General features: G+C 44.6%; 21 protein-coding genes. 9 read left to right on the forward strand and 12 right to left on the reverse strand.

Annotated elements, in window-relative coordinates:
• Positions 1-35: 35 nt before the first annotated feature.
• The 4 genes from LU279_RS05085 to LU279_RS05100 form a co-directional block, all read right to left on the reverse strand.
• The gene (locus LU279_RS05085) at positions 36-737 is read right to left on the reverse strand and encodes a GntR family transcriptional regulator (protein ID WP_147599381.1); all 702 of its coding nucleotides are present in this window, start codon (positions 735-737) and stop codon (positions 36-38) included.
• 53 nt (positions 738-790) lie between these two features.
• The gene (gene ispE / locus LU279_RS05090) at positions 791-1654 is read right to left on the reverse strand and encodes a 4-(cytidine 5'-diphospho)-2-C-methyl-D-erythritol kinase (RefSeq protein WP_274421476.1); all 864 of its coding nucleotides are present in this window, start codon (positions 1652-1654) and stop codon (positions 791-793) included.
• Between the two features lie 147 nt (positions 1655-1801).
• Positions 1802-3358 (reverse strand): DUF3794 and LysM peptidoglycan-binding domain-containing protein, encoded by a 1557-nt coding sequence (locus LU279_RS05095; protein ID WP_147599378.1) that lies wholly within the window; start codon positions 3356-3358, stop codon positions 1802-1804.
• Between the two features lie 19 nt (positions 3359-3377).
• Complete coding sequence (locus LU279_RS05100; protein ID WP_022067310.1) at positions 3378-3782, reverse strand: protease complex subunit PrcB family protein; 405 nt, start codon at positions 3780-3782, stop codon at positions 3378-3380.
• Between the two features lie 143 nt (positions 3783-3925).
• Between LU279_RS05100 and LU279_RS05105 the strand changes: the two genes are divergently transcribed.
• The gene (locus LU279_RS05105) at positions 3926-4666 is read left to right on the forward strand and encodes a lysophospholipid acyltransferase family protein (protein ID WP_022067311.1); all 741 of its coding nucleotides are present in this window, start codon (positions 3926-3928) and stop codon (positions 4664-4666) included.
• A gap of 87 nt (positions 4667-4753) precedes the next feature.
• Complete coding sequence (locus LU279_RS05110) at positions 4754-5899, forward strand: aldo/keto reductase (protein ID WP_147599374.1); 1146 nt, start codon at positions 4754-4756, stop codon at positions 5897-5899.
• Here LU279_RS05110 and LU279_RS05115 read toward each other — a convergent pair.
• From LU279_RS05115 to LU279_RS05125, 3 genes are read right to left on the reverse strand one after another with little or no spacing between them, the layout of a single operon-like run.
• Positions 5892-7580, reverse strand: a complete 1689-nt coding sequence (locus tag LU279_RS05115; protein WP_274421478.1) for an RNA polymerase sigma factor — start codon at positions 7578-7580, stop codon at positions 5892-5894. The genes LU279_RS05110 and LU279_RS05115 overlap by 8 nt on opposite strands.
• Positions 7570-7704, reverse strand: coding sequence for a hypothetical protein (locus LU279_RS05120; protein ID WP_274421479.1), 135 nt, complete (start codon positions 7702-7704; stop codon positions 7570-7572). Before LU279_RS05120 ends, LU279_RS05115 begins: the two co-directional genes overlap by 11 nt.
• Positions 7705-7722: 18 nt before the next feature.
• Positions 7723-9603, reverse strand: coding sequence for a zinc ribbon domain-containing protein (locus LU279_RS05125; protein WP_022067094.1), 1881 nt, complete (start codon positions 9601-9603; stop codon positions 7723-7725).
• 138 nt (positions 9604-9741) lie between these two features.
• On the opposite strand from LU279_RS05125, the gene LU279_RS05130 reads away from it, so the two are divergent.
• Complete coding sequence (locus LU279_RS05130; RefSeq protein WP_022067095.1) at positions 9742-9954, forward strand: helix-turn-helix domain-containing protein; 213 nt, start codon at positions 9742-9744, stop codon at positions 9952-9954.
• Positions 9955-9985: 31 nt separating this feature from the next.
• On the opposite strand, the gene LU279_RS05135 is transcribed toward LU279_RS05130, so the two are convergent.
• The 4 genes from LU279_RS05135 to LU279_RS05150 all read right to left on the reverse strand — a co-directional run bounded on the left by LU279_RS05135 (position 9986) and on the right by LU279_RS05150 (position 12849).
• Positions 9986-10789 (reverse strand): zinc ribbon domain-containing protein, encoded by an 804-nt coding sequence (locus LU279_RS05135; RefSeq protein WP_022067096.1) that lies wholly within the window; start codon positions 10787-10789, stop codon positions 9986-9988.
• 39 nt (positions 10790-10828) lie between these two features.
• The gene (locus LU279_RS05140) at positions 10829-11698 is read right to left on the reverse strand and encodes a hypothetical protein (RefSeq protein ID WP_274421480.1); all 870 of its coding nucleotides are present in this window, start codon (positions 11696-11698) and stop codon (positions 10829-10831) included.
• A gap of 58 nt (positions 11699-11756) precedes the next feature.
• Positions 11757-12110: a hypothetical protein gene (locus LU279_RS05145; RefSeq protein WP_022067566.1), complete on the reverse strand. Its 354-nt coding sequence runs from the start codon at positions 12108-12110 to the stop codon at positions 11757-11759.
• Positions 12111-12210: 100 nt separating this feature from the next.
• On the reverse strand, positions 12211-12849 hold the full coding sequence (locus LU279_RS05150; RefSeq protein ID WP_022067567.1) for a hypothetical protein: 639 nt from the start codon (positions 12847-12849) through the stop codon (positions 12211-12213).
• 336 nt (positions 12850-13185) lie between these two features.
• Here LU279_RS05150 and LU279_RS05155 point away from each other — a divergent pair, with 336 nt between their 5' ends.
• From LU279_RS05155 to LU279_RS05165, 3 genes are all read left to right on the forward strand, one after another.
• Positions 13186-15132 (forward strand): OmpA family protein, encoded by a 1947-nt coding sequence (locus LU279_RS05155; protein ID WP_274421481.1) that lies wholly within the window; start codon positions 13186-13188, stop codon positions 15130-15132.
• 71 nt (positions 15133-15203) lie between these two features.
• On the forward strand, positions 15204-17300 hold the full coding sequence (locus LU279_RS05160; RefSeq protein WP_173752500.1) for a fibronectin type III domain-containing protein: 2097 nt from the start codon (positions 15204-15206) through the stop codon (positions 17298-17300).
• 19 nt (positions 17301-17319) lie between these two features.
• Positions 17320-19143, forward strand: coding sequence for a fibronectin type III domain-containing protein (locus LU279_RS05165; RefSeq protein WP_022067570.1), 1824 nt, complete (start codon positions 17320-17322; stop codon positions 19141-19143).
• A 77-nt stretch (positions 19144-19220) separates the two neighbouring features.
• Here LU279_RS05165 and LU279_RS05170 read toward each other — a convergent pair whose 3' ends face one another.
• Complete coding sequence (locus LU279_RS05170; protein ID WP_274421482.1) at positions 19221-19748, reverse strand: spore maturation protein; 528 nt, start codon at positions 19746-19748, stop codon at positions 19221-19223.
• Between the two features lie 199 nt (positions 19749-19947).
• Here LU279_RS05170 and LU279_RS05175 point away from each other — a divergent pair, with 199 nt between their 5' ends.
• From LU279_RS05175 to LU279_RS05185, 3 genes are read left to right on the forward strand one after another with little or no spacing between them, the layout of a single operon-like run.
• Complete coding sequence (locus LU279_RS05175) at positions 19948-20589, forward strand: hypothetical protein (protein ID WP_274421483.1); 642 nt, start codon at positions 19948-19950, stop codon at positions 20587-20589.
• Positions 20590-20608: 19 nt separating this feature from the next.
• A complete protein-coding gene (locus LU279_RS05180; RefSeq protein WP_274421484.1) occupies positions 20609-21238 on the forward strand; it encodes a DUF2975 domain-containing protein in 630 nt (209 codons plus the stop codon).
• A gap of 12 nt (positions 21239-21250) precedes the next feature.
• On the forward strand, positions 21251-21466 hold the full coding sequence (locus LU279_RS05185) for a helix-turn-helix domain-containing protein (RefSeq protein ID WP_022067135.1): 216 nt from the start codon (positions 21251-21253) through the stop codon (positions 21464-21466).
• The last annotated feature ends 19 nt before the right edge of the window (positions 21467-21485 follow it).

Genomic DNA, 21485 nt, shown 5'->3' on the forward strand with positions numbered 1-21485 from the left:
TTGTATCTCTCTTAGAATAACCACATTTTTCAGTTTTATTTACGATCGGATGCCTTTTCCCTGATTTCCGTCTCCTCCCGGATAGAGCATACAATGGCCTCTCTCTGATTTTCTATATGGCGGAAAGAGATCTCCTGGGCTTTTTTTACATCTCTTGCCCGTATCGCCTCATAAAGCTCCTTGTGTTCCTTAACCAGAAGATTCCTTGTCTCTTCATCCTTCAGATACTCTACACGATATCTGTAAATCTGCTCCCGGAGATTGTTCAGCACCTGGTTCAGACGGCGGTTGTCTGAAGACTGGTAGATCACCTCATGAAAGGCCACGTCTGCCTCTGCAAGCTTTACCAGATTTCCCTCAGCCATTGTTTTTTCAAACTCCTCCGCGGCATCCCACAGCTGGGCTAACTGCTCTTCCGTCATACGGGCGCAGGCTTTTTCTATGGAAAGATTTTCAAGGGCAATGCGAACCTCCAGAACATCATTGAGATCCTTTTCTGTAATATTTGCAACCTGAGCGCCTCTTCTGGGGATCATCACCACAAGGCCTTCCAGTTCCAGCTTCCGCATGGCTTCACGGACCGGAGTTCTGCTGACTCCCAGACGGTCTGCCAGAGCGATCTCCATCAGTCTTTCTCCCGGCTTCAGCTCTCCCTTGAGAATTGCCTTGCGCAAAGTATTAAATACAACGTCTCTCAACGGCAGATACTCATTCATATCAACAGAAAAATCATTCATCCTTTGTATTTCCTCCTTATCACTGATGTCTCCGGAATATCTGAATTGCGCGCTTACTCAGAACGGTTATAGATCCGTGAAGCAAAAACTGTTTTTGCCAGACCGCTCTTTTTCAGAGCCTCTGATGCGGCAAACATTTTTTCTCTGTCCTCAAAAATACCAAATACAGTAGGGCCGCTTCCGCTCATCATTGCCTTCAGCGCTCCTCTTTCTTCCATAAATTTCTCAATCTCGCTGATCACCGGATATTTTTCCATAATTCCCGGCTCAAATACATTCTCCATTTTTTCTGTTATGGAGCGCAGATCCTGGTTTCGGATAGCCGCGATCATTCCGTCAATATCCGGCCGTCTCTGAATGGCGTCCAGCCTCAGATTTTCATATGCTGTTTTTGTGGAAACATTGATGCCCGGTTTTCCGATCAGCACATAGCACTCCGGCATTGGCGGCAGAGGCGTTAATTTTTCACCGATCCCCTCTGCCAGGGCAGTGCCTCTCATCACACAGTAAGGTACGTCTGCCCCTACCTGAACAGCCCTTTTCATAAGCTCCTCCTGGCTGAGACCCAGACGGAACAGACGGTTCACTCCCACAAAGGCTGCGGCTGCATCCGAACTTCCTCCTGCCATTCCTGCTGCTACGGGAATGGATTTGGTAAGCTTCATGGAAATCCCCTCTTCCACATGAAATTCATCCATAAGAATCTTTGCAGCCTTATAGACAAGATTTCTCTCGTCTGACGGAACATAGGGCAGGTTGGAGCGCAGGGAAATTCCCGGTGCCTGTTTTTTCCTGATCTCCAGAGTATCATACATACGCACAGTCTGCATGATCATGCGCACCTCATGATATCCGTCCTCCCTTTTGCGGATCACATCAAGTCCAAGATTGATTTTTGCCATTGCCCTAAGACGCATAAGCCATTCCTCTGTCCTTTCGTACTTTATCTTTTATACTTTTTATTATGCACTGCCGTAAAATCTGTGGACAGTAGCGTTTTTTTCTGTACTTTGTATACAATTCTTTGCAAATATTTTATATGATTTTTACAGGAATTTCAATAGTCATTGTTCCACTTTTTTTATAAGGAGCAGAGGCTGCCCCACAGAGATCTCTCCGTCCTTCAGTTCATTGACTGTACTGATCTCCTCCACTGTAGTATAAAATTTCTTTGCGATATCCCAGAGAGAGTCTTCCGGTTTTACCACATAAACAGTAATTCCCGGCATTGCCCGCACCTTTTCCTCATCCAGAGGCTGCTCCTCCACCTTATCTATGACCATTGTTTCCTGGCAGCTCATAACAAGAAGATTCAGGCTCACAGTTGCCCTGATCTCTATTTCATCACTGTCCACCATGGAAGTGGCAAGCTGTTCCAGATCTGCATGAAGATAATACACACTCTGCTCTGTGATTCCGCCTGCTTCCACCGTCTGAGTAAAGGGAATCATGGTCTCCATGGAATAAAACGGCATATCGTCATTTCCCACAATATAAAGGATTTTAAGCTGAACAATACCGTCTACCTGCACGCCGCCCTCTACAATCCTTGTTTTATCCACCTTCACCTGTCCCTGGCTGTGACAGATCTGAAGGATCTTCCCTCTGGTTTCCTTCATTTCGATCCTGTCAGACAGCCTGCACTTGGAAAAATTCCGGATCAGCAGACTTTCCAGAGCCTCTGTTTTTCCTTTTGGAATACACTGGCGCAAAGGCGTATATACATCCAGGATCACCTCATGCTCTTCCTCCCGGTAAAGCTTCATATCCACTTCCAGTACCATATCTGCGATCAGAAGCCGTTCCTCCCCGTCAGAATCCGGCTTCACCTCCACTGACTGGCTGATCACGGCAGCCTCCATATTGGGGATCATATCTGCCGTACATCCCGGACACTCCACCTCCCCGGAAAACGGAACCGAATATTCCAGCCACTGGTGCGTCCTTCCCTCATCGTCTCCGGTATAAAGAACAAATACATACAGCTCTCCCTTTGCCTTTACTCTGTCCTCTTCAGGCCGAAGATCAAGGCTCCGGACTTCTGCAGTGTGCCACAAAAGCTCTGCTACATTGGGCTTATTGGAGGATAAAACAATCTCCTCCTTTTTGCGCAGAGTGTCCTTTTTATGTACGGCAAGACTTAAAAGCTTCATGGGCTTCTTTTTTACGGAAACAGTTTCATCGTCCACAGCCACAGGCAGACGGATTCCTGCCAGCTCATCCACAACTGCATAAAATGTCACTACTGCCTTTATGTTCAGCTTTCTGGAATGGATCAGATGAAGACTCAGATCCTCGATCTCCCATTTCAGGCACATTTTATCTCCGCTTACAATTCCCTCCAGATTCAGTGTCTCTTCCACAGGAAGCTTCGCAGAAAGACTGTACACTCTTCCTTCCTCTTCCCCCACATAAAGAAGATCTACATTGAGGCTTCCGCGGACAAAAGCGTGCCCGTCATTTAAACGGACCTCCTCCACCTCCACCTCTCCTTTATTCTGGATCATTCGTCCGATATCCGGCTTCACATCCGGAACATTGTAATCAGCATCAAAGGTTACCTGACTGGTTGCCCGGCTTTTTACCCGCAGCATCTGAATATCTTCTTTTTTTAATTCCACTTTTCTTTTCCTCCTGTCATTATTGAAACTGTACCGGTTCCTTCCGGTACTGTATTTTTACTGCTATATACGGATAGGACGGCGCTCCGCTCTGTTCTTCTGCAGAGGGACCCATCAGCTTTGTCTCAAAAAATACAGCCGTGGAAGAAGCTGAAAGCTCTTTTACCTGAATGCTGTATCCGCCGCTCATCTGTTTTCCGTAGCCTCTGATCAGATAAAGCTCTTTTCCGCTCTGATATGTGACCCTGAACTCTGAAGCCTTTTTTTCTTCCACAAGTGCAGCCGCTTCCTCAGGAAGCTGTTCCGGTTCCACCACCTCATACTCAAGAGGCATTCTTTTTTCTTCCTCGATGCGCACCAGCCGGCAGCCTCCCAGAGACAGAATCAGAATCAGATAACAGACCAGAAGGACTATCTTTTTCATAATGCCACCCCAATCCGTTCCTTGATAAGTATTGTATGTAATTGCCAAAAGATTTATTGCAACAATTTCATTTAATTTGTATAATGTTACTATTAAGGCAGCCGCACATGATATGGGCTGCCGTATACGAAAGAGGTACGATTATGATTCGCTTTTTACTTGTTGCTGTCATAGTGATCGGATTTCTGATTCTTTCCATTCCTGTTCTTATTGTAGAATGGATCATTGGTAAATTCTCTCCCATGACAAAAGAAATCAGCTCTCTCCGGCTGATCCAGGGCGCTTTTAAATTTATTCTGTGGGTTGCCGGAACAAAGATCACTGTGATCGGGGAAGAAAATGTCCCAAAGGATACTCCTGTGCTTTACATCGGCAATCACAGAAGCTATTTTGACATTCTTCTCACCTACAGCCGCTGTCCTATCCGCACCGGCTATGTGGCAAAAAAAGAAATGGAAAAGATTCCCCTTCTGTCAAACTGGATGAAATATCTGCATTGTCTGTTTCTTGACCGTAAAGATATCAAGCAGGGGCTGAAAACCATCCTCACTGCCATTGAAAAAGTAAAGTCAGGAATTTCCATCTGTATTTTCCCGGAAGGCACCAGAAATAAGGCAGAGGACGAAACAGAGCTTCTTCCCTTCCATGAGGGAAGCTTTAAGATCGCCTCCAAATCAGGCTGTCCCATTATCCCCATTGCCATGAACAATACGGCGGAAATTTTTGAAGCCCATTTTCCAAAGATCAGACCCTGTCATGTGATCGTGGAATACTGTAAGCCCATTTATGTAAAAGAGCTGGACAAAAATGACCAGAGACATCTTGGAGAATACACACAGAATATTATTCTGGAAACAATTAAGAAAAATAAAGATCTTGTATAAGCTGTTCATTACATGCGGTCCGGACAAAATCTTCTGAAAAGCTGATTTCTTCCGGAACCGCATTATTTTTAAAGGGAGGAAAATGTTATGAAATACCGTACACTTGGAAAAACAGGTCTCAAGGTCAGCGAGATCGGTCTTGGAGGCGAATGGCTGGAACGCCACAACACAGAAGAGGTAAAAGAGATCATTGATGTTTGTCAGAAAGAGGGCATCAACATCCTGGACTGCTGGATGTCCGAACCAAATGTCCGCTCCAATATCGGAAATGCCATCAAAGACTGCAGGGACAAATGGATCATTCAGGGACACATTGGTTCCACCTGGCAGAACGGTCAGTATGAACGTACCAGAGAGCTGGACAAGGTGGATGAAGCTTTCCGTGATCTTCTTACAAGAATGCAGACAGATTACATTGATCTGGGCATGATCCACTTTGTTGACAGCCCTGAGGAATTTAAAGAAATCATGTCCGGCGAATTTATTGCCTATGTCCGGAGCCTGAAAGAAAACGGAACTATCCGCCACATCGGAATGAGCACCCACAACCCCACAGTTGCAAAAATGGCCGCTCTTCATGGCGAAATTGAAATGATCCTGTTCAGCATCAACCCGGCCTTTGACCTTCTGCCTCCAAGTGAAAATCTGGACGATTATTTTGTGGAAAAATACGCGGACGGCCTGAACCGTATTGATCCGGAAAGGGAAGAACTTTACCGTATCTGCGAACAGGAAAATGTAGGCATCACTGTTATGAAAGGCTATGCAGGGGGAAGACTTTTTGATGCAAAAACCTCTCCTTTCGGCGTTGCGCTTACGCCTGTCCAGTGTCTCCACTATGCTCTGACCCGCCCGGCTGTGGCAAGCGTTATGGCTGGTTTCGATTCACCGGAGCATGTATATCAGGCTGTTGCCTATGAAACAGCCACAGATGCAGAAAAAGATTATGCAAGCGTACTTGCCAACGCACCTCAGCATGCCTATGCTGCAGGACAGTGCACCTACTGCGGTCACTGCGCTCCCTGCCCTGCCGGAATCGACATTGCCATGGTAAACAAGCTTGCTGACCTGGCAAGGATGCAGAAGGAGGTTCCTCCCACAGTACGCGCCCACTACGAGGCTCTGGAGGCCAATGCCTCTGACTGCCTGGAATGCGGCGGCTGTGAGGAAAGATGCCCCTTCTCCGTACCTGTCATTGAATGGATGCAGAAAACCCGGGAGCTTTTTAGTTAAGACCGTTTAAGTCTGTTACCGGGAACCAGTGAAAATCCGGTGCCTGCTCAATATTAGTTACGTGAGCCTCGTCTCCCATAACTGCCTGCAGCGCCGGATCTCCCTCTTCCGCCAGCGCTCCATTTTGGATCGTCACACGATAATACTCTTCATATCCCATTCCCCGGCTGAAATCCTGTAATGAATACAAACCAGGCCCTTCCGGCGGGATTGCCAGATCCAAGGAAACTCCACTTCCTTCTACAGCTCTCGGCTGATAACCGGAACCTGTATTTTCCGCAGTATACACCCGGTATGCATAATAAATAAACGGTCCGTTTGCAAGCCCTTCTGTCAGAATCAGTTCTTCGTTTCCATCCTGATCCATATCATACAGAGTATATTCCCTCTCTCCGGTAAGCTGTCCGTAATCCCCATTTCCATATTCTGAGAAATTATATCCCTCTTCCCCTGCGGCTGCTGAATTTACTACACTGGTATATACAGATGCCGGATCTGCCGCAGCCGGAGTTGGGGTAGGCTCCGGTGTGGGAGTTGCCGTTGGAATTGGTGTCGCAGTGGGCATTGGCGCTTCCGTAGGCTCCGGTACTGCTGTGGGCGCTGGGGTTACAGCCTCCTCTGTCGAAACTTCCTCTGTTGCTTCAGACTGATTTGCCTCCACAGTTGTCTGCTGTTCTTCCCCTGCCTGATTCTGTCCAACAAAATGATAAGCTGCGGCTCCGCCGCCTCCGATCACTGCCACTGCTACTGCTACCGCTGCGGCCTTGCCTGCTGCGGTGTGGATAAACGCCTGCTTTGCAGCTGTCTGTCCCACTTTGCGGCCTGCGTATACAGCTGTCCTGCCTGTATTGCCGGAAGAGCTGGTGCTTCTACCAGAACGTGAAGCAGATCCACTGCTTCCAGAATGTGAAACCGTCTCTGTGCCGTGGTCTGCCGCACTGCTTTCTGCCGCTCCTGCTCCGTTTCCAGATGCTTTGGCGCTCTCCAGGATTCCCGTCTTCTGTGCCTGCATAACTGCATTGGCTGTGGCAGCAAATACAGTAGACGCTTTTTCGCTGTCAAGCAGATACAGGAAGAATACAACAGGTGCAACTGTGTAGAGCTGATATCCTTTTTTCTGAAGCTCCTCGGCCTTTGCCTTTATAGCTTTTCTTCCATATAATAATCTTGATTTTACAGTATTTTCTGAAATTCCAAAGGTTTCCGCAATATCCTTAATGCTCTGATCATCCAGATGGTACATCAGAATACAAAGTCTCTGCTCATCAGAAAGACTGTCGATCAGCTCATGCACCAGCTCCTGAGTTTCTTTCTGTGTATAGCTCCGCTCAGGCTGAAATTCTGATTTCTCGTCCTCGATATCAAGAGCAAACTGCTCTCCCTCATCATTTTCTCCCTCAAGCTGGGAAAACAGCATGGGACGTTTTTTTGCCAGCGCATTTTTGGCAGTGTTTGCCACAATGCGTCCAAACCATGCCCGAAAACTTGCAGGGTCTTTCAAAGTTGCCAGCGACTGCCATGCCTTTATGTAGGAATCCTGCAGCACGTCCATGGCATCTTCTTCATTTTTCATATATTTCAGCGCAATATAATACATATCCCGCTGTGTTGATTCATAAAGTGCGGAAAATGCGCTTTCATTTCCTTTAAGCGCCGCTTCAACGGCTTTCTTATAGTCCATTTTCTCTTCTGTCCTTTCTCACTGTCCGGCTGATCTTCTTTTTCTGTGTCCTGCTCAGCTCTGTTTCTGAGCGTTCTCTGCGAAGCAGCCATACAAACCATTTCATAACCAAACTGCTGTCCATATTTTCAGCCTTTCTGGTTTACTCCATATAACTGTTGTCCGGGCTGTAATAAAGAAGCGCCGGAACCAGGGTTGTCTTGTCGTTTTCGGAAGCCGCAGTATATTTAAGCTCCGCAGTCTCCCCCAGATCTACCAGTTCGGCATTCGTTGAATCAAAGGATACCAGCGTTCCCTCTCCGTCCATCCATACATAATTCAGACAGATTTCACGCCATCTGTCCTCTGTGTCATTCACAAAAGTAATTACATTATAAACCACATTTCCCTCTACGTCTTTCTTTATTTCAATTCCGTCCAGTGCTTTTACAGGAATGTAAGTAACTTCTGCTTCCTGAACAGCAAAATCAAGCAGCTTAATATCTTTCAGTTCCTTTACATCGCCGTAGATGGTATCCGGATTGCCGTTAAGAGAAGTAATATCTGTTACATCTTCTTTAGCTATGGTATAGATCACTTTTTTCGTTTCATGAGGAGCCAGCCCCACAGATTCCAGTGGTTCAAATTTCTCTGCGTCTATCTTCAGGGAAACGCTCCTGCCGTAAACCGTATCACTGCCGTTTATATACGTTTCTACTGTTTCCTCTCTTCCCCAGTCATCCACTACCATAGTTGCAGTGCATCCCAGCATAGGGAACACATCACAGGAAAAATCATTTTCATTGGATATGTTCATATCAATCTGGTACATTTCCGCATCTACCTGCTTCATAGAAAGATCGGAGATCATTACCTTATCTTTCAGGGAAGAGGCGCTTTGCGCTGCTTTTACCACACTTTTTCTAATCTCTATATTTCTCAGATAGTTTTCGGAATCCAGAGTAACCTGCTCCTTATGCTTTTTAAGATCTTCCAGCGGAAGCTTTTCTCCAAATCCTCCAAATAGACGTTCATCGATCATTTCCACCAGAGCCTCTCCGCTGAGATCCAGATAATACAGAAAGTTTCTCTCCTCATTGGGGGCAACAGTTACAGGCTTTATGTAGGTAGGATCTTCCAGAGAAATATTCTCTCCTCCCTCTGCATAGATCGCATCCGTATCCAAAAGGATCATTTCCTTTGATCCATAGTCATATTTGGGAGATACCAGTCCCACACTGAACATTGGATAAATCTGACAGGGAATATTATTCCGGTTGTAGGCAGTCACCTCGATCACATAACCGGATTCCGGCGCATTCTCTCCCAACGTTCCTCCATAGGCTTCCAGAGTCGATATACTTTGTACATTTATTCCGGCATTGTCAGATAAAGGAGTTTCCCCGTAATAATCATAGTTGCCGTAAAGCTGGTCATCCTCTGTCGCCTCTGCATTCTCCTGCATTTCCAGAGAATCGTTACTTTCTCTGCCCTCTGCGGCTTCTCTCTGAATATCAGGATCTGTCATTTCCACCATGTTATTACCGGAACTGTTTTCTGCTTCTTCTGTTTTCTTTTCCTCTTCCGGATTTCCGTTCTCTATTTCAGCCGGAGCTTCCACGATCTCGGAAACCTCAGAAGAAACCTGCATGATTTCGGTTTCTGTTGTCTCAGAAGCTGTTTCGGCTTCCGTTTTCTTCGTTTCTGTTTCCGGGGCTTCTACTTTTTCGGCAGCCTGTATAGCTTCACTTTTCTCAGAAACCTTTGTTTCTGTCTTATCTGTTCCTCCAATACTTCCTATTCCCACAGCCAGAACTACTGCCACAGCAACAGCAGCCGCCCCATACGCCCATTTTGGATGGATTTTCTTATCTCCTGAAGCCTCTCCTTCCGGCGTTTTGCCGAAATCCTGTATTTTATGCCTCAATACATCCTTCCGGCTGTTCTTCGTCTCCTTTGAAGCAGTCTGACTTACCGGAGCGCCACATTTGGAACAGAACTTTGTTCCTTCTTTTATCTTTGCACCACATTTTTTGCAAAACATTGTTTTTCCTCCCGGATCTGCATTTTATCTCTCTTATTTTGCACACGCACCTGTCGCTGTACAGGCAACATACATGATATAACATGCATGTATAAAAACTCATGTATGCTACCATGCTGTTAAACAGGAGGTAACTACATGATTTCATACGAACCCTTCTGGCAGACCATCCGCCGGAAAAATATATCCACATATCAGCTGATCTACGAATACGGGATTCTGCCTGATACAATCCAGCGTCTGCGAAGCGGCAAGACCATTACCACAAAAACTCTTAACACTCTCTGCAGTGTTATTGACTGTCCGATATCTGATATACTGATTTTTATTCCGGATGAAGAATCCAGATAATCAATACTGATTTTTTATATATTTTTATTTATCAGTATTTTGTCAGCTGAACTCTCTGTCTCATAAGCATATTGCTTGTCATCATAGACGAAATCACAGATGATACAAAAATCACCACACCGCCTGCCAGAAGCAGCAGATACCCCTGCCCCTGAAAAACGGAGGTCAGTTTGCTGCACACATACAGCAGAACCCCAATAGCTGCCAGATTGAATACAGAAGAAATCACAGGGGCACGTTTTAACAGAACACAGATAAAGGATACCAGCACCAAAATCCCCATAACTACAAGCATAATCGCTGCAGTACTTGTATAGTCTCTGAAGCTCTGATAAATCTCAACATTTCTTAATTCTGTGTCCAGATATCCGGTAAGTTTCCGCGCATTCTCTCCAAATACAAAAGTCGTCATGAACTTCATAATAGAAGGGGTATCACCCATAAAATCCGTGAATTTATTTAAAAATCCTATAAGGAAACCATTGGTATAGTTTGGAAGAAATACTGCCACAATCTCCATTACACAGCCGATCAGTACTCCAAAATGTCCAAGATTATAGGCTCTCAGATACCTTTGTTTTTTTGTTTTCGATTTCTTAATGGCTGATGCTTCCGAAATCTCCCCGGACCAGCCGGACTGTGTGGTTTTTTCACTTCTTATCGTGTCAGAATCCATGGTACTTTTTCCTGTAGCTGTATGTCCCATAAGATTCTTGTTTGCTGCATTCTGATTTATTGCACTCTGATTCGACAGAACTGCTCCTGTTACTTTTCCGCATTTGGGGCAGAACCGAACTCCGTCCGGTATCTGATTCCCGCAGTTTTTACAAAACATTACATTTTCCTCCCTATATAGATATTTCAAAAATCCTACTTATTCCAACAGAAGATTTTTACCCAGTTCAAGTCCCTGCACAATTGTCTCCGGAGACAAAAAGCCATCAAGCCCTTCCGAAAACGATTCACTTATACTTTCTTTTGCATCTTCCCACACTCTGCTTCCAAACTCATTAAACTGCTGCTCCTGTTCCTCTGTGTATCCACTTTCCTGATACTGAGGCTCCTGATATTGCTGCTGATACTGAGAATCTTCCTGCTGCTGAGCTGCCTGATATTCTGTTTCTCCCTGCTGCTGGGCTGCCGCTATCTGTGCGTCAAGAGCGTCTGCATCATATACCTTGATCTGCATAGAAGCGGCTCCCAGATAGTAGCCCTGCTCTGGTTCAAATCTACAGGCATTGTTCCCTGCGGTCTGATCATCGATTGCATATTCTGTATTGCAGACAGCAATGTAATCCTCTGCATTAAAATCAATATAATAACGGACATTTTTCGGAGTGCCGGCTTCCACCCGGACAGCATCCTGACACAACAGAGTCGGAGATCCTACAACTGCATCCGGAGAGTATACCGCCTCTGTATTCAAAAGCACCGCAGCTACATGCTCACCCGGATATGCGTCTCCCGTCAGATCACAGATAAACATGGGAAACACATAGTAGTCTTTCACATCGGAATTCACAAACTGTACATCCAGAACATAACCGTCCTCCGGCGCATATTCATCCAACTCTCCCTCATACTCGCTGACAGGAATACAGGAACTGGTAGTTCCTACCACCTCCCATCCCTCAACCTCATCTGTCTCTGCTGCCAGTACGGATACTGTTCCTGTACTTATGGACATTGCCATCATACCTGCCATTGTCAGTGCCGCCATCTTTTTCATAGTTTTTTTCATCATCTTTTTTCTCCCTTTCTCTTTTTGATTATATATATTTTTTCTTTTTCTTCGCGCCGTTTTACTTTTTGGGAAGGTCCAGCATCATAAGAACTTCTTCCATAACAGAAGCCTCCAGATACTCTCCCATGGCTTTGCAGCCTTTTTTCTGTGCAAGAACTGTCATTTTCTCCACTCCCTCTGAGACCGGACTTAAAATTCTGCTCCGATCCCCATCACTGATGGTTTCCCATTGCCTGAGTACAATAGTTTGTCGTTTGCCCATCTCATACAATGCCTGTTCAATCTCCTGACAGGTCTCGTTTAATTCTTCTGCATACCTGGCCTTTTCCTGCTGACTGCGAACCGCTACGGCCCGAAAATGCATAAGTTCCTGTAAAAGCTCTGTAATCTGTCTCTCATATGGCAGAAACATTTTTCTCACCTCCCTGTTCTGACCTTTCACTATACTGACAGACCAACACTCAAAAAGGTTTTATATTTTTATAAATTTTTTTATTTTTATTTTATCCTGCTCAATCATCCTGCTTCTGATCTGGCTGCGCCATTTCAGGCTCCTTTGATAATGGATTCCCACAATGAACACAAAACATGGAATCCAGATCATTTCTGCCGCCGCAGCCCGGGCATACTTTAGATTCAGCATCTGCCTGGACCTGCATTTCCTGCTGTCTTTTTAATTCCTGTTGACGGGCAAATTCCAGTTCCCTCTGATGGGCTGCTTCCCGGGCTTCCATTTCCGCCTGAACCTGCATCCGCGCAGCTTCCTTCTCTGCCTGAGCCTGCTGGCGGGTTGCCTCTCTCGCTTCCTGTGCCTGCTGACGGGCAAGCCTGTCTGCTTCTTCTTTTTCCTGAAGAGCCTGCTGACGGGCAAATTCTTCTTCCTCCTGCTGCTCTCTTAAATGTTGGATTTTTTCCTCTGCCGCTCTGTTTTCTGACTGATACTGGCGAATCACAGCAAAAAGATTTTCATACTCTGTACCCGGCTCCTCCAGATGAAGATTCACACACTGGATGCCAACCTGCATTGTCAGTCTTTCAATTTCCTTTTCATTGCTCTGTATCTGTGCATTAATTTTTCTTATATTAGATGCATATCTCTGCTGCGCACTTACCCCTGATACAGAACTTTTCATTTTGTCCAAAAATCCCATTTTAGTCCTCCTTCATTTATCTGTTTACTATACTGACAGGCCAATCAGCAAAAAGGTTTTACATTTTTAAAAATATTTTATATTTTTTACCAAAAACCAGTAAACAGATTTCATCCTCTTTTTATATAGATTTTATAACATCTATATAAGTGCGTCAATGACACAGGAAAACGAATTAAAATAAATTTCCATTTTTTAAAACTTTTTCTCTTTTTTCTCTGTCTGTATAATGGGAAGCAAAAATTACGGCAAAAGCGCTTTGCCTCCCATTGAAACTAGATGTTACATCATGTATACTGAAAGTAATGTATACAAAAACGAAAAAGGAGGAAAAAAATGAAAAAAACGACTTTACTAACCTGCCTTGCTCTGACCGGCGTACTGGGGCTTTCATCCACAGCCTACGCCTCAGAAGTATCTGTACAGAGCCTCATCGACGGCTCTTCCCAGACAGAAGCAGAGAACCAGCCAGAAGCAGAAAACGAACAGACAGAAACCGAAACACCTTCCACTGAGAATACAGACGATACAAATACCGTTTCCGTCCAGACAGAAAACACGGAAGCTTCCGGTACAGCCGCTCAGAAATCCGGCGAAACATCCTCAGACGGACAGGTTGTTCCCGGAACTAACATGTATGATGCAGGTGTTATTCCCTTTAACACCAAAATTTCCGGCACAGCCACAGAAGGCGTCTATAACTGGTATGCCTTTACCACCGGACCTGCTGCAGGAACAGAATATAAAATCACCTGTGTTAATACCACTCCCGGAGCCGATTCAATACGCTATTCTCTTTATGATGAATATGGCTCTCTTATAACTTTCAATGGTTTTACCGCCCTAGAGGCCTGTTCCGATGGTGTTCCCTCCACCATGGCTACTAATGAACTGGATCCAAATACCACCTATTATTTACAGCTTATTACATATGACGCTGATCCCGTTGATTACATCCTCAATGTAACAGATCCCAATACTCCTGCTCCCACCTCTGTTCCGGATTCGCAGAATACCCTGCCCCCGGATGGAGAAGTTATTGCCGGAACCAGTCAGTATAATGCTCTTTTGCTGCCTCTGAACACCAAAGTATTTGGAACCGCAGAAAAAGATTCGTACTCCTGGTTTTCATTTAATACAGGAGACTCCTCTGGAGATGAGTTCCGGATTACCGCAATAAATAATACTCCCGGAGCCGATTCAATACGCTATTCTCTTTATGATGAATATGGCTCTCTTATAACTTCCAATGGTTTTACCGCCCTAGAAGCCTGTTCCGATGGCGTTCCCTCCACCATGGTTACTAATGAACTGGATTCAAATACTACCTATTATTTAAAGCTTATTACATATGGCGCTGATCCCATTGACTATTCTTTAATTGTAAAAAATATGAATAACAACAACAGTGCATACAAAACTGCCGGAAATGTCATCGAGGCCAAAGGAGCAGAAGAAATAACTGAAGGTCCGGTTACTGCCGGAACCAGCCCGGACAATGCTCTGTTGCTACCCATTGGTTCAAAAGTATCCGGAACTGCAGAAGAGTCCACCTGTTCCTGGTTCGGCTTTAAAACCGGTGAGACTACAGGAACAGAATATACAATTTCCTGCATAAATACCACTCCCGGAGCCGATTCAATACGCTATTCTCTTTATGATGAATATGGTTCTCTTATAACTTTCAATGGTTTTACCGCCCTAGAGGCCTGTTCGGATGGCGTTCCCTCCACCATGGTTACTAATGAACTGAATCCAAATACTACCTATTATTTAAAGCTTATTACATATGACGCTAATCCCATTGACTACATCCTTGATATTCAGGCACCTGTAAAGGAAGACCCAAAGGGCTCCCTGGTCTTTGAGGTTCCCTTTGAGATCAATGAAACCCAGGTACAGTTTGTAATCAACGAAGCCACCTTTATTGATGAAGAAAAAGCAAAAGAAGCTCTGAAACCGGTAGCTGACGCAATCCTTGCACATCCGGATCACTCCATCCTTCTGGCAGGAACTACCGCCACTGACGGAACCCAGGAATCCTGTGTGGATCTGGCCAACCGCCGCTGTGAAGCTGTAAAAAATCTTCTTGTAGATACTTACGGCGTACCGGAAGCCCAGTTGGAAACCATTGGACTTGGCTATGAGCTGGATCCCTTTGAAAGAGGTCAGGATCGGGATGCCAACGGAAACTTCGTAGAATCCGAAGGCAGAAAAAACAGACGTGTAGTGGTTCTTGATGCTGAGGATCCTATTGCACAGGAGCTTATGAAATTAAAATAGTAGATATCAGGCAGAATACTTTCTGCTATTGATATATCCCGTTTGGAAAAATTATGAAAAGGAGAACTTTCATGAAAAGGAAATTAAAAAACATTCTGGCAATGCTTCTGGCAGTCATGCTGATCTTCAGCGCGACTCCTGCCACAGCATCTGCCGCAGGCAGAAAGCCAACTCCCGGAAAGGTCACTCTCACACAGATCTCCTCTCCGGCTTACAACAAAATCAATATTAAATGGAACCGCACTTCAAATGCCACCCATTACAAAATTTATTACAAAAAGGCCGGCGCAGGCCAGTGGACATCTCTTGCCACAGTAAGCGGCAGCGCCACCAGCTATACACACACATCTTCCAAAAGCAGACCTGTTACCCCGGGACAGAAATACACCTACACAGTCAGAGGTTATAACAGCAGATACAAAACCTACGGAAGCTATGACAGCAGAGGACTGACCACATATACAAAACCCGCCACAGTAAAGCTGAACCGCGCTTCCCTTGGTGCTGACAAAAAATCTGTGACCGTTTCCTGGAACCGAGCTGCCGGATGTAATTATTACTGTGTTTTCCGCAAAACTCCTTCCACCGGATGGAAACGGCTGGCAAATGTCCGGGATCCCTATACCGTCTACACAGACCGCAATCCCGTCAAAGGACAGACAAATATTTATACAGTCAGAGGCTACTACAGCCCCACAAAAACCTATGGAAATTATAATACCAGAGGACTTTCTGTAAATGTTCCGAAAACCGGGACTCCTGACAAACCGCAAAAGATCACTCCCGGCCCTGTAACTCTCAGCAAGATTTCAGCTCCGGCATACAATAAAATCAATATCCAGTGGAAAAAAGCCTCAAATGCCACCCACTACAAGATCTACTATAAAAAATACGGAGCCGCTTCATGGACAAACCTTGCTACCGTAAGCGGAAATACTTCCAGCTACACCCATACTTCTTCCAGTACCAAACCTATTATCGTTGGTCAGAAGTACACCTACACTGTAAAAGCGTACAACAACAGATACAACACAAACGGCAGATATAACAGCAAGGGACTGACTGCAAGCACCAAACTCTCCACCGTAAAGCTGAGAGGTGCTTCTCTTTCCGGGGATAAAAGATCCGTCAAAGTGTCCTGGAATCCGGTTCCCGGCTGCAATCAGTATTTCGTATACCGCAAAACTCCTTCCACCGGATGGGCACGGATTGCAACCCTGAAAAGTAATGTTACCAGCTATACTGATCAAAGACCGGTCAGCAACAACACAAATACCTATACTGTACGTGCCTATTACTCCCCAACCAAAACTCTGGGCGGATACAATACAGCCGGTTGCTCTGTTTCTGTTCCAAGACAGGAGCCAAAACCAAGATATACCTATGATATAAAAATCATAAATACCTACAATGAATTTTATAATATACTGGAGACGGCGCCATTTTTCTATATCAAAACAAATAATCCCAGAGCTGACAGTATCCGACTGCACTGGTCTCCTAATGCCGGATCTATCGTGGAAGAGTCTATACAACCCGGACAGTATCGGGATGTAAAAGGCACACGTGCACCCAACAGCAATATGATAAAAGTACAGGGCGGCTATATCACCCGGCGCTATCCCCAAAAGACCGGAACCTATAACGTACAGGTTCGGGAAATAAAACCGCAATTCCTGGATAATCCATTGTATGCTGATTCCAGTCTTAATTGCTGCTATGAAACCACTGCATCTGTTCGCGTCACACTCAAAGATTACAAGAAATCTGGCGTCAACTGGATCAATGGACTGATCAAAAAATATACAAAACCAGGCATGACCCCAAAGGAACAGTTTGAGGCGGTAATTTACGGCGAATTTGTTAACGGTTCCCGATACAGATACCCTACCACGATCCGCGGAGAAGAGGGCTATGCTACCATGCTGAAAGAACAGGGAGCATTCTGGCAAAACCACCAACTGAATTCCTTTACCTCTCCGAACCTGATGTATGACATTGGCCAAATCATTGGTTATCCTGTAGAAATCGTATCCTACGATGTCTCCAACCCAGATCATGACTGTGTGAGAGGCCCTGATGGAAAACTCTATTCCATCTGCCCAATGGTATCCACCGGACAGATAGACAAAGAAGATATCGAGTATATTGATTTTTCCAAATATTAACAAGGAGGATTTTATAAAGATGAGAATAAAATCAAACAGTCTTCTGGCTGTACTTATGGCAGTCATGCTGATCCTTGGCTTAACTCCATCCACAGCCTTTGCCGCAGACCAAAAGGCAACTCCCGGAACGGTTACTCTCACCGGAATCTCCGCCCCAACATACAACAAGATCAATATCCGGTGGAATCGTACTTCCAATGCCACCCACTACAAAATCTATTATAAAAAAACCGGTTCAAGCCAATGGACAGGACTTGCCACTGTAAGCGGCAATACCACAAGCTATACCCATACTTCATCCAAAACCAGGCCCATTGTGGTAGGACAGAAATATACCTACACAGTCAAGGGCTACAACAGCAAATATAATACAAACGGACATTATAATGCCAGGGGACTGACCGTACAGACAAAACCCTCTACGGTTCAGCTTTCCCGAGCCACCCTTGCTTCCAACAAACAGTCTGTTACGGTTTCATGGAACCGGGCTTCCGGCTGTAATTATTACTGTGTTTTCCGCAAAACTCCTTCCACAGGATGGAAACGCCTTGCAAACCTCCGAAGCCCTCAGACCTCCTATATTGACAGAAATCCGGTCAAAGGACAAAGAAATATTTACACGGTACGCAGTTATTACAGCCCCACCAGAATGTACGGCAATTATAATCCCAGCGGAATTTCAGTAAACGTGCCCTCATCCGGCAGCACCGGTTCCCAAAGACTTACACCGGGCACAGTAACCTTATCCAAAATTTCCGCTCCGGCTTATAATAAGATCAACATTCAATGGAAGCCTGCTTCCAATGCCACCCACTACAAGATCTACTATAAGAAATCTGCCAGCAGTCAGTGGATAGGACTGGCTACAGTAAGCGGAAATACCACCAGCTACACCCATACCAATTCCAACAAAACGCCTATTATACCAGGACAGAAATATACTTACACGGTTAAAGGTTATAACAGCAAATATAATACAAACGGCCCATATAACAGCAAAGGACTGACTATAAGCACGAAACTTGATACAGTAAAACTGAAAAACGCTGTGCTTTCCAAAGACCAGAAATCTGTAACTGTTTCATGGAATGGACTCCCGGGAAACGGCTTCTACTACATATACCGCAAAACTCCTTCCACCGGCTGGAAACAGATTGGATTGACAGACTATAGGTTCAACAGCTATGTGGATAAAAACCCAATAAAGGGACAGAAAAACATTTACACAGTCCGCGCTTATGTTGTTTTTTCAAATACCTACGGCGGCTATGATCCAAAAGGCGTATCGGTGAACGTACCTTCAAAACCCACGCCGCATAAACACAGCTATACTTCTTCCATTACCAGACAGCCAACCTGCAGTAAAGAAGGTGTCCGTACCTATAAATGCTCCTGCGGTCACAGCTACACAAAATCCATTCCTGCTACGCGAAAACATGTCTGGGAGGATCTGGGATCAGATGTAAGGTTGGACTGGAGTGGTTCTCTACAGGAAAACACTGGCCCTACCCAAAACGCGTTTAAAGTTTCTGCGGCAAATTTCTGTACCGGATGCGGATATTACTATGGCACAGGAATTAATGACAACTTTGATATCCGGTATTTTGACCATTTAGACAACCCTAACTCAGAACATTGTCTGGGCGGTTATACCTTACTCCATATATATGAAATTCATCACCTTCTTGAGTGTAGAAACTGTAATATAAGTAAATGTGGGAAATTTTCCCATTATCAATATACTTTCACATGGTACGGACATAACGATAAAATCAAGCTGGAAGACTGGCAGATCAAAGAACTGGGACTGCCCCTTGACGGCACTGTAAAAGTAACTCTTTAATAAAAACAGTTTTTAATACAGTCTGTAAGAGGACTCTCAGTCCGACAGCAAAAATAATCCTGAGTATTTTGCGGTTACTACATCACACAAGTAACAATCCACACCGAAGCTGCCATCCCGGCCAACGTAGCAACAAGCGCGCCGGTCAGTGTATATCTTGTTTTCTGTATGCCTACAGAGCCAAAATATACGCTCATGCAGTAAAAAACACTTTCTGTGGAGCTGAGCATCAGACCTGCCATCAGCCCCACAGGAGAATCTGTCCCAAATTCCTTAAAAATGTCCAGAAGCAGCCCTGTTGCTGCGCTGGACGAAAACAGTCTTACAATTCCAAGAGGAACGATCTGCGGCGGAATACCCGCCGCAGAAGTTACCTTTCCCAGTATTTCTCCCAGAAAATCAAGAAAACCAGAAGCTCTGAGAACTCCCACTGCAGTCATAAGGCCGATCAGTACAGGAATCAGACCTTTTACTGTTTTCAGCCCCTCTTTTGCCCCTTCCAGAAAGTCACTGTATATATCTCTTTTAGAAAGAAGTCCATGTCCCACCACATAAAACAAAAGAAAAGGTATCATAAACCCGGAAATATAGGAAATAAGCTTCATGAAATCTCCATTTTTCTGTTTATGATACCTTATGAAATATGTCCTCTCTTTATGTACGACAAGATTTCGTCACATGATTTTTAATGATAAACGATAAATTTTTATTGACATTCACAAATCACTTTGATATATTGAAATTAACGATAAACATTAAATCTTATATGATATTCATAATATTTCGTGCAAAGGAGGAATGTATATGGAAAACTCTGCTATCCAAAAGATCAACAAACTGGGACGTATCGGAGTAATCGTCATCCGGGTGATAAAGGTAATTTCTGTTTTTATACTTGCCGTATTTCTCATCGGACTTTTTACCTGGGGCTATATTCCCAAAGGGCACATCACACTCAATTATTTTGAAAAGGTAGTGGTTGAAACAGGCCCGGAGCTTGATTCACTGGATCTACGCAACATTAAGATGAACAACGTTATTCTGGATCATTCTGAAGAAACTGAAAACGGCCGCCGTTACTGGGGCGAACAGCAAAATTACTCTCTGGATGATCCCGCAATGGTCATGCTTTTGTACGTGATATGCTTTGCAGTCTTTTATGTCATCCTGCGCTACGGCGGAAAACTGTGCAAAGCGTTCCGTACCTGCCGCTCCCCCTTTGATCCTGAAGTAATCAGCAATATGAAAAAACTGGAAATTGCCATGATTCCATGGGCTCTGATATCTATCTTTACAGATACCTTCGCCACAGTATTACTTATGAAAGGCAGACCTTCCCTGACTGTGAACATCAATCTTCTCCTGCCCATTTTTATACTGTATACTCTGCTGTTTATTTTCCAGTATGGCGCACAGCTTCAGCAGGAATCTGACGAAACAATTTAACAGAAAGGATCTGACTTCTATGAATAAAATAATTTTTTCAGAAAAAACTTCCCTCTCACTGAAAAACAAATCCTTAACCACCTGTCAATATGCCGCTGTTTTTCTGAAAGGGATTTTGCTGTTTCTTCTTTTGGCTATGTTTTATTTAATCCTGCTCCCTGTTCTGGCAAAAGCAGGACTGGTTCCCTTCCACTATGAGTATACAGACAATTATCACCAGTTTTTTACCTGGTCAGATGCATGGTGTACAGGATTCTCCCTGCCCTCTGATCTATCAGGCCAGATTGCAGATCCTCTGAATAGCTATCTGATTTATGGTATTCTTGAAAGTATCCTGACCCTTCTTCCTGTTATGATCGTTCTTCTTTTTGTAAAACGGATCCTGGACAGAACCCTGAAGGAACACACACCATTTACTCGAAAAACGGAAAAAGATCTGCGGGTCATTTCATGGATTCTGATCATCATGGCTCTGTTTAAAAATACTTTGTATTACAGCCTGATCGAAAAGTTTCTCTTCGATTCTGTCTTTTTCCGCTTTCCGGATATCAGCGGTGAAATTTTGGTAATGGGAATCCTTGCCCTGATCCTTTCAGAAATTTTCCGGTATGGTATTGATCTTCAGGATGAAGCTGATATGACAATATAAGGAGATGGAAAAATGGCAATTATTTTAAGACTTGACCGGGTGATGGCAGACCGGAAAATTTCTCTGAACGAGCTGGCAGAACGGGTCGGCATCTCCAACGTTAATCTTTCCAATCTGAAAACCGGAAAGGTTCGTGCAATACGCTTTTCCACCCTGAATGCCATATGCAGGGAGCTTGACTGCCAGCCGGGAGATATTCTTGAATTCTCTCCGGATGACCCTTCCTGACTTTCCCTGTTCTGTCGTT

This window comes from Blautia sp. XA-2221, assembly GCF_028767025.1.
Lineage (GTDB): Bacteria > Bacillota > Clostridia > Lachnospirales > Lachnospiraceae > Blautia_A.

What these genes read in the sequence shown, in the direction of transcription:
- LU279_RS05085 (WP_147599381.1), bottom strand. Translation starts at nt 737, where the DNA reads ATGAATGATTTTTCTGTTGATATGAATGAGTATCTGCCGTTGAGAGAC.
- ispE (WP_274421476.1), bottom strand. Translation starts at nt 1,654, where the DNA reads ATGCGTCTTAGGGCAATGGCAAAAATCAATCTTGGACTTGATGTGATC.
- LU279_RS05100 (WP_022067310.1), bottom strand. Translation starts at nt 3,782, where the DNA reads ATGAAAAAGATAGTCCTTCTGGTCTGTTATCTGATTCTGATTCTGTCT.
- LU279_RS05105 (WP_022067311.1), top strand. Translation starts at nt 3,926, where the DNA reads ATGATTCGCTTTTTACTTGTTGCTGTCATAGTGATCGGATTTCTGATT.
- LU279_RS05110 (WP_147599374.1), top strand. Translation starts at nt 4,754, where the DNA reads ATGAAATACCGTACACTTGGAAAAACAGGTCTCAAGGTCAGCGAGATC.
- LU279_RS05115 (WP_274421478.1), bottom strand. Translation starts at nt 7,580, where the DNA reads ATGGACTATAAGAAAGCCGTTGAAGCGGCGCTTAAAGGAAATGAAAGC.
- LU279_RS05120 (WP_274421479.1), bottom strand. Translation starts at nt 7,704, where the DNA reads ATGGACAGCAGTTTGGTTATGAAATGGTTTGTATGGCTGCTTCGCAGA.
- LU279_RS05125 (WP_022067094.1), bottom strand. Translation starts at nt 9,603, where the DNA reads ATGTTTTGCAAAAAATGTGGTGCAAAGATAAAAGAAGGAACAAAGTTC.
- LU279_RS05130 (WP_022067095.1), top strand. Translation starts at nt 9,742, where the DNA reads ATGATTTCATACGAACCCTTCTGGCAGACCATCCGCCGGAAAAATATA.
- LU279_RS05135 (WP_022067096.1), bottom strand. Translation starts at nt 10,789, where the DNA reads ATGTTTTGTAAAAACTGCGGGAATCAGATACCGGACGGAGTTCGGTTC.
- LU279_RS05140 (WP_274421480.1), bottom strand. Translation starts at nt 11,698, where the DNA reads ATGATGAAAAAAACTATGAAAAAGATGGCGGCACTGACAATGGCAGGT.
- LU279_RS05145 (WP_022067566.1), bottom strand. Translation starts at nt 12,110, where the DNA reads ATGTTTCTGCCATATGAGAGACAGATTACAGAGCTTTTACAGGAACTT.
- LU279_RS05150 (WP_022067567.1), bottom strand. Translation starts at nt 12,849, where the DNA reads ATGGGATTTTTGGACAAAATGAAAAGTTCTGTATCAGGGGTAAGTGCG.
- LU279_RS05155 (WP_274421481.1), top strand. Translation starts at nt 13,186, where the DNA reads ATGAAAAAAACGACTTTACTAACCTGCCTTGCTCTGACCGGCGTACTG.
- LU279_RS05160 (WP_173752500.1), top strand. Translation starts at nt 15,204, where the DNA reads ATGAAAAGGAAATTAAAAAACATTCTGGCAATGCTTCTGGCAGTCATG.
- LU279_RS05165 (WP_022067570.1), top strand. Translation starts at nt 17,320, where the DNA reads ATGAGAATAAAATCAAACAGTCTTCTGGCTGTACTTATGGCAGTCATG.
- LU279_RS05170 (WP_274421482.1), bottom strand. Translation starts at nt 19,748, where the DNA reads ATGAAGCTTATTTCCTATATTTCCGGGTTTATGATACCTTTTCTTTTG.
- LU279_RS05175 (WP_274421483.1), top strand. Translation starts at nt 19,948, where the DNA reads ATGGAAAACTCTGCTATCCAAAAGATCAACAAACTGGGACGTATCGGA.
- LU279_RS05180 (WP_274421484.1), top strand. Translation starts at nt 20,609, where the DNA reads ATGAATAAAATAATTTTTTCAGAAAAAACTTCCCTCTCACTGAAAAAC.
- LU279_RS05185 (WP_022067135.1), top strand. Translation starts at nt 21,251, where the DNA reads ATGGCAATTATTTTAAGACTTGACCGGGTGATGGCAGACCGGAAAATT.